Raw genomic sequence first — 7,679 nt, forward strand, 5'->3', positions numbered from 1 at the left:
CATTCCAACCGTCGTAGCCGGCATCATAGTAAAACCTATACCTATCCCACGTATCGCCATCATGGCAAATATGAAAAAGAGGGTTGTCTCCAAATTCATCAACCCTAATGCGAGCGTCCCGGCTGCAGCAATCACCATTCCAGATGTAAGAACACCACTCACCCCTCGTCTGTCTAAGGTTCGACCACCAATTGACATGAAAATCCCTGAAAGGAGCGCCGACGGTAAAAACACGAGGCCTGTCATAATCGCCCCATAATGAAAAACTTGCTGGATTAAAAGAGGAATAAGAAAAACACCTGCAAATAAGCCGATTGACGCAACCCCTGATACCCAAATGCTTAATGTATAAGCAGGCACGCGAAACAGGGTTAGATCAAGAAGGGGCTGTTCCACCCGCTTTTCAATTTGGACAAAGACATACAGACAAAAGCTACCGAAGGCAAATAAGAGAAGATTTGGCAATGCAACAAGATGGCTCAATTCTGACATCCGACCAAATGTTAATAAGATAGCACCAACGCCAAGCGTAACAAATAGAAAGCCCCACCGGTCCAGCTTAATTTGGTTATTTATCATCGTCTTCGGAAGGTAAAAATAGGCAATAATTAACCCTGCCAACCCTACCGGAACATTGCACCAAAACAAATAGTGCCAGCTTGTCGTTTCAATGATAAACCCTCCAAGCGTGGGTCCAATAGCAGGGGCCACCATCGCCGCCACCCCCCAAATACCTGTAGCAAGCCCACGCTCTTGTCGAGGAAAAGCTTCAAAAATCAGCGCCATTGAAAGGGGCATCATGATTCCGCCACCAATGCCTTGCAAAGCACGAAAAGCAATCAAGGAGCTCAAATTCCATGAAAGAGATCCGAGAACCGATCCAGCAATAAAAAGCGCTAAACCAATTAAATAGACACGTTTTTTTCCGAAACGATCTCCTAGAAAGCCTGTTAATGGCATCGTCATTCCCATTGTTACCATAAAAATGGTGACAACCCATCCTATTGCGATAGCATCCGCCTCAAACACTTTCATCAACTGAGGCACAGCAGGATTTAGCATGCTGTTATTTAAAATCATTGTGAAAGATCCAAGCAGGACAGAGACAACCACCATCCACTTAGCTGGTATTTTCCCGAACATGCGACTCACACCATTTCGTTTATCGAAAGATTTTCTTTTTATCATATCATGTTCACCATAGGAACACGAGAATTAGCCCTTTCATCTTTTTTGTTCTTATCTCTTTTCCTACTATTAAAAACTTTTTCTTAGGGCAACATAGTTGTATTCATTCTATTTTGCTGATAGCAGGGAAATATGTTTCTGTAGACCCACACGATGGTCACTTGATAGGATTAATAACAGACTTAACAAAAAAGCAATGCGCATCCCTTTTCATCCATAGATTGGAAATGAGTTCGTCAGATCGTTATGTTGTGTACCATTTCAATTAAGGTGGTGTGAGCGGAAGGGCTTCATTGTTTTATCAACTTGAACTGAAGCTCCGCCCCTTTTCAACAGTGAAAATAGATAGGAGAGCAACACAAATGGAACGATATCAAGAATTAAAAAAAGGCGAACTTGGCGCCTGGGTTAGCATCATCACTTACCTTATGCTAGCCATCATTAAGCTTTTCATTGGTTATACTTATTCATCTGAAGCATTAAGGGCAGATGGATTAAACAATACGACCGATATTATTGCATCCATTGCGGTATTAATCGGGCTAAAAATTTCTCAAAAGCCACCGGACAAAGACCATCCCTATGGGCATTTCCGAGCAGAAACGATCGCCTCCCTTGTCGCTTCCTTTATCATCATGGCGGTCGGGCTGCAAGTATTAATCGGAGCCGGACAGTCGATTCTCAGTCCAAAACAAGAGTCTCCAGATCTTATCGCTGCTTGGACAGCCTTAGCCAGTACACTCGTTATGTATGGGGTATACGTTTTTAACAAAAGACTAGCAAAAAAAGTAAACAGCCAGGCTTTAATGGCGGCGGCAGCTGATAATCGAGCTGATGCGTTTGTGAGTATTGGTGTTTTTGTGGGGATTTTCGCCTCCCAACTTGGGGTGGCTTGGCTTGATACACTCACAGCTCTTGTAATCGGAATGATTATTTGTAAAACGGCTTGGGATATTTTTAAAGACGCTAGCCACTCACTGACAGACGGCTTCCATGAGAAAGATTTACAAGAAATTAAGAAAACAATTGAAAAAATACCTGATGTTAAATCGTTAAAGGACATCAAAGCAAGGTACTTAGGAAGTGTTATCCATGTTGATGTTACAATTGAAGTCTCTTCTGCTTTAAATGTGAAAGAAAGCCACGACATCGCTGATGAAATTGAAAAAGAGCTACACAAAAAATACAAAGTAGGCAAAACACATATTCACACAGAACCGTCATCTTAATTCCGTATAACAAATAATGATATAACAACCCTAACGAAAAGAAAAAAGAGGCTGGGACAAAAGAGTTTTTATTGAAGAGAAATCCGAACGTCATGATCGTTTTTGCATAGCATTCGCTTCGGAAATATACTTCGCTTCCGCGGGCGGCTGGTGAGCCTTTGATCCCGCAGGAGTCTACACGTATATTTCCTCCGCTAAGGTTGTGCATGAATGATAGGCAAGCACAAGCAGCTGTTTATTTGGACAAGTATATTGATTTTTCCTCGTCAAAGGGCCAGTGCGTACTGCCCCTCTGTTGCGATTTGTATGTTAAACGAGTTGATTCATGTTATAATGTTTAAACATAAGGACCCTTCTTTCTAAGTTGGTATGTGGTGTATCTTTATCTTATAAAAAATTAAAGCCGGCGACCTTTTACTTCACGTAAAAGGTCGCCGGCTTTATAGGTTTTAGAGAAGGGTTTTGTCCCAGCCTCTTTTTATATCATCTTTTACTCATTTTGTTTCTCTTGTTCATGTTCACGTTCTTGCTCTTCTAGTAACCGCTCCGCCTTTAGCACCTTCCGATACGTTAAGCTAGAAATCCAAATACTTACTTCATAGAGAAACAGTAATGGAATTGTTACCATCAAATGGGAAACAATCTCAGGTGGTGTAATCAGCGCTGCAATAACAAGAAGGACAAAATACGCATACTTTCGAATCTTCCTTAATAATTGCGGCGTTACAAGCCCTAATCGGGTTAAAAACATTACCACAACTGGCATTTGAAACAAGAGTCCAAACGGAAGAGTGATTTGTAGTAAAAATGAAAAATATTCATTAATTCCATACTGTTCCGTAATGTTCAATCGCTCAGCCAAACTGCTCATGAATTGAATGATAAACGGAAACAAGATGAAATAAGCAAAAGCTAAACCACTTAAAAACAAAATGAACGCAAGTGGTATGTAAGAAAGAGTGACTTTGCGTTCATTCTCATGCAGACCAGGGCTTACAAAAGCCCATAACTGATAAAGAATGACGGGAAACACAAGGATAAGCGAGCACGCAAATGCAAACGTCATATATACCCGAAGTGGATCCGTCATTTTAAACGCATTCATCGGAAGATCTTGAGCTGTCGGTGTACTTTGTAAATACGTAATGAGCGGACCCGCTAAAAAAAAGCCGGCAATTAACGCTACCGCCAAAAAAGAAAGCACGACGATGATTCGCTTTCTTAATTCAACGATATGATCCATTACCGACATATCTCGTTGTTCCATGTAAAACCCTACCTACTCTTTTTCTTTCTTTTTCTTGTTGTCATCATCATCGTCATCCGCTAGCCCTTTTGTGGCATTTTTAAACTCACGTAAGGTGTTCCCAGCGGCTTTTCCTAATTGAGGCAACTTTTTTGGACCAAAAATTAATAAGGCAACGAGCGCGATAAGCAATAAACTCCCTGGACCTATTGGACCCATCATAACACCTCCCTGTCCTATCTGTTATTATAACGGATAATGCTTTAAAAAATAAACTAGCGCCTGTAATTCAACTGAAAGATCAATATGGTGAACACGGACATGATCTGGAACAGAAATCCGTGCTGGAGTAAAGTTTAAAATCCCTTTCACGCCACTATCTACAAGACGTTCAGCCATTTTTTGTGCAACGGTTGCAGGAACCGCTAAGATGGCTACCGTTACAGTTGGGTCAATTTTGTTCTCTAAATTGTCAAGATTCTCAACGATCACTCCACCGATAGTTTGTCCAATTTTTTCTTTATCTACATCAAATGCCCTTACAATTCGTGTGTTATTATTTTTCGAGAAGTTATAATTAAGCAGAGCTGTTCCTAAATTACCAACGCCAACAAGCATAACTTTCGTCAGCTCATCCTGGTCCAATGTTTTCCGGAAAAACGATAACAAATAATTCACGTTGTATCCGTAGCCTTTTTTTCCTAATGCCCCAAAATAAGAGAAATCACGCCGTATTGTAGCCGAATCTACCTTCACTGCTTCACTCAATTCGGACGACGATACACGCTGCTTTCCAGAGGCATGTAGATTTTCTAAAAATCGATAATATAGCGGCAAACGTTTCGCAGTTGCTTGTGGAATTTTTATTTGTTCATTCTTCATAAATTGCCCCCATCACCTGCTCCTCTTCGTCGTTTTCTGTTGTTATATTGTACACTATTTTTTTAAGAATGTAATCGTTTTAGCACTCCATTGCGCAGAAGTTGTTGAAATGACACCGATGCGATACACTACTAGTAACATAAGATTAATACTAATAACGTAGGATGGAGCCTTTATGATTTTACTGCAGTGCGTAAATATATCCAAATCTTTCGGTGCTGAGCCAATTTTGTCAAATATAAAGCTAGAAATTCAAAGCCGAGACCGCGTTGCCCTTGTTGGCCGTAATGGCGCAGGCAAATCAACCTTGTTAAAAATAATCGCTGGTCAGGTCAGCTTTGACAGCGGTGACCTTGTGATGCCAAAAACGATTGAGCTTGGCTATTTAGAACAGCACACAGGTTTAGAGTCAAAACTCTCAATTTGGGATGAAATGCTCACCGTCTTTGAACCACTTAGAAAAATGGAAAAGCAGCTGCGTACAATGGAAGTAAAAATGTCTGACCCAGCTTACCTCAACGATCAAAGCAAGTATAACAAGCTTCTTAAAGAATATGATCAACTGCAGGTAACATTTAAAGACAAAGGTGGTTACCAATTTGAAGCAGACATTCGCAACGTATTAGCGGGATTAAGCTTTGCTGATTTTGATTATTCAACAAAGATTTCCACCTTAAGCGGTGGGCAAAAAACACGGCTTGCCCTTGGGAAGCTTTTGTTAAAGAAACCGGATTTGCTAATTCTCGATGAGCCGACCAACCATTTAGACATCGCTACCTTAACGTGGTTAGAGCAGTATCTGTTAAACTATCCTGGATCGATCTTAATCGTTTCGCACGATCGCTATTTTCTTGATAAAATTGTTTCTCAAGTGTATGAAATCTCGCGAACGAAATCGACAAAGTATGTAGGGAATTACAGTAATTATCTTGAAGAAAAGGCGAAGCGCTATGAGCTTGAGTTGAAAGAGTTTGAAAAGCAACAAGAACAAGTCGCCAAGCTTGAAGACTTTGTCCAACGAAATATCGCACGAGCTTCAACAACGAAGCGAGCACAAAGCAGAAGAAAGCAGCTCGAACGAATGACGTTGCTTGATCGTCCTTCTGGATCAGAGAAGTCTGCTTCTTTTTCCTTTGACATTGAACGTCAAAGCGGAAACGAAGTATTACGAGTACGAGATTTAAGTGTCGGGTATGAAGGAGCACCTCTCTTTGAAGGCTTTCGTCTCGATATAAACCGTGGAGAGAGTGTTGCTTTAATTGGACCAAACGGGGCGGGAAAATCAACTTTGCTTAAAGCGATAACAAAAAGAATTCCACACCAAAAAGGGACCATTCACTATGGAAGCAATGTCACCATTGGCTATTATGATCAGGAACAGGCGAATTTAAAGTCGAACAAACAAGTGCTTTATGAATTATGGGACGAGCACCCGTTACGTCCAGAAAAAGAGATTCGGTCCATTCTTGGTAATTTCCTTTTTAGCGGAGATGACGTATTAAAATTAGTGTCTGACTTAAGCGGTGGAGAAAAGGCAAGGCTTGCCTTAGCAAAATTGATGATGCAAAAGGCAAATTTCCTTGTGCTAGATGAGCCGACCAACCATTTAGACCTTGATAGTAAAGAGATGCTTGAAACCGCATTGATTGACTATCCTGGAACGATTCTCTTCGTATCCCATGACCGCTATTTCTTAAATCGGATAGCAACACGAATCGTTGAACTCAATGAGGGAACAGAAACGGTTTACTTAGGTGATTATGATTACTATCTAGAGAAAAAAGAAGAGATGCTTCAGCGGGACAAACTGAAAGAGCTTGAAACGAAGGGTCAGCAAGATGCCACCAAGCTCATTCAATCAGACAAAGCAACCTTTGAACGAGACAGAGAAGCGAAGCGCAAAGAGCGGCAGCGCCAGCGGCGAATCGAAGACATTGAGGCTTTAATTGAGGAGCTTGAAGGAACCATTGCTGGACATGAAGAGACCCTTTGCGAGCCTGATGTGTTCTCTGACCATGAAAAAGCATCAGCCTTGCAGACAGAAATTGATGAAGCCAAAGAACAGATTGAACAACTCATGGAAGAATGGGAAACCTTACAATTAGAAAGTTAATCGTAAGAAATAAATAGAATTATGAGGCAGGCTGGGGCATAACGAACGTGTATGATTGAAAATGCGAACAATGCACACCTTAGCGGAGGAAATAGACGTAGACTCCTGCGGGATCAAAGGGAGACCACTGATAAACTAAGCTGACAGGGTACTGGACCAAAAAAATAAAAAATAAGGGCAGCTTTTTCTCCAAGAACGGAGAAAAAGCTGCCCTTTCCATTGGTATTTACGACTCTTTTTGGTTTAAGAGTCCATGATGAAAGAAAAATCAACGAGTTCATAGAGTTCCATATATGGGCTAAGAGGAATTGAGCCTTGTCCTTTAATCATATACGAAAAAAGAGTGGTTGGTTGAATAAATTCAACCAACCACTCTCTAAAAAGGACTTTTTCAGTGGCCTCATCAAAGGCAAGAGTGAGACCCCACAGTGCGAAAAGCACGAGGAGGCTCACCAGCCGCCCGCGGAAAGCGAAGGATAGTTCCGAAGCGATTGCTATGCAAAAACGATCATGACGTTCAGATTTCTCTTCAATAAAAACTCTTTTGTCACAGCCTCATTTCTATATGATACGTCTCTTTTTCTTAGATACTGAGAGAGACATATTTTACTTCTAAATATTCTTCAATTCCGTAATGACTACCTTCTCGACCAAGACCACTCTCCTTAAACCCGCCAAACGGAGCCTGTGCAGTGGACGGAACACCATCATTCACACCTACAATACCATACTCTAGCGCTTCACTCATGCGAATCGCACGGCCTAGATTTTCCGTAAATACATAGGCCGCTAAACCGTATGGTGAATCGTTTGCTTTCTCAATGACCTCTTCTTCTGTTGTAAATGTTGCAACCGGCGCTAGTGGTCCGAATGTTTCTTCTTGCATGCAAATCATATCTTCCTGAACATTGGTCACAACAGTCGGTTCAAAGTAGAAGCCACCATCTTTTGTAAGCAGTTTGCCACCATAGGCAAGCTTGGCTCCTTTGGCAACGGCATCCTCCACATGCGTTTGAACCTT

General features: G+C 41.3%; 7 protein-coding genes. 2 read left to right on the forward strand and 5 right to left on the reverse strand.

Annotated elements, in window-relative coordinates:
- On the reverse strand, positions 1-1,188 hold a 1,188-nt coding region (locus BLT_RS0119825), incomplete at its 3' end, for a DHA2 family efflux MFS transporter permease subunit (protein ID WP_017729447.1).
- A 362-nt stretch (positions 1,189-1,550) separates the two neighbouring features.
- Here BLT_RS0119825 and BLT_RS0119830 point away from each other — a divergent pair.
- Positions 1,551-2,417, forward strand: a complete 867-nt coding sequence (locus tag BLT_RS0119830; protein ID WP_017729448.1) for a cation diffusion facilitator family transporter — start codon at positions 1,551-1,553, stop codon at positions 2,415-2,417.
- Positions 2,418-2,907: 490 nt separating this feature from the next.
- Here the strand turns inward: BLT_RS0119830 and tatC are convergent, their stop codons facing one another.
- The 3 genes from tatC to BLT_RS0119845 are packed head-to-tail and all read right to left on the reverse strand — an operon-like array spanning position 2,908 to position 4,545.
- A complete protein-coding gene (gene tatC, locus BLT_RS0119835; protein ID WP_017729449.1) occupies positions 2,908-3,684 on the reverse strand; it encodes a twin-arginine translocase subunit TatC in 777 nt (258 codons plus the stop codon).
- 12 nt (positions 3,685-3,696) lie between these two features.
- Positions 3,697-3,882: a twin-arginine translocase TatA/TatE family subunit gene (tatA, locus tag BLT_RS0119840; protein ID WP_017729450.1), complete on the reverse strand. Its 186-nt coding sequence runs from the start codon at positions 3,880-3,882 to the stop codon at positions 3,697-3,699.
- A gap of 27 nt (positions 3,883-3,909) precedes the next feature.
- Complete coding sequence (locus BLT_RS0119845; protein WP_017729451.1) at positions 3,910-4,545, reverse strand: redox-sensing transcriptional repressor Rex; 636 nt, start codon at positions 4,543-4,545, stop codon at positions 3,910-3,912.
- 175 nt (positions 4,546-4,720) lie between these two features.
- Between BLT_RS0119845 and BLT_RS0119850 the strand changes: the two genes are divergently transcribed.
- Positions 4,721-6,658: an ABC-F family ATP-binding cassette domain-containing protein gene (locus BLT_RS0119850; RefSeq protein ID WP_017729452.1), complete on the forward strand. Its 1,938-nt coding sequence runs from the start codon at positions 4,721-4,723 to the stop codon at positions 6,656-6,658.
- A 583-nt stretch (positions 6,659-7,241) separates the two neighbouring features.
- Here BLT_RS0119850 and BLT_RS0119860 read toward each other — a convergent pair.
- Positions 7,242-7,679, reverse strand: a 438-nt coding sequence (locus BLT_RS0119860; protein WP_026105208.1) for an aldehyde dehydrogenase family protein, incomplete at its 5' end; no start/stop codon positions are given.

It is taken from the genome of Halalkalibacterium ligniniphilum (genome assembly GCF_000334155.1).
Taxonomy (GTDB): Bacteria; Bacillota; Bacilli; order Bacillales; family Bacillaceae_D; genus Halalkalibacterium; species Halalkalibacterium ligniniphilum.

What these genes read in the sequence shown, in the direction of transcription:
- BLT_RS0119830 (WP_017729448.1), top strand. Translation starts at nt 1,551, where the DNA reads ATGGAACGATATCAAGAATTAAAAAAAGGCGAACTTGGCGCCTGGGTT.
- tatC (WP_017729449.1), bottom strand. Translation starts at nt 3,684, where the DNA reads ATGGAACAACGAGATATGTCGGTAATGGATCATATCGTTGAATTAAGA.
- tatA (WP_017729450.1), bottom strand. Translation starts at nt 3,882, where the DNA reads ATGGGTCCAATAGGTCCAGGGAGTTTATTGCTTATCGCGCTCGTTGCC.
- BLT_RS0119845 (WP_017729451.1), bottom strand. Translation starts at nt 4,545, where the DNA reads ATGAAGAATGAACAAATAAAAATTCCACAAGCAACTGCGAAACGTTTG.
- BLT_RS0119850 (WP_017729452.1), top strand. Translation starts at nt 4,721, where the DNA reads ATGATTTTACTGCAGTGCGTAAATATATCCAAATCTTTCGGTGCTGAG.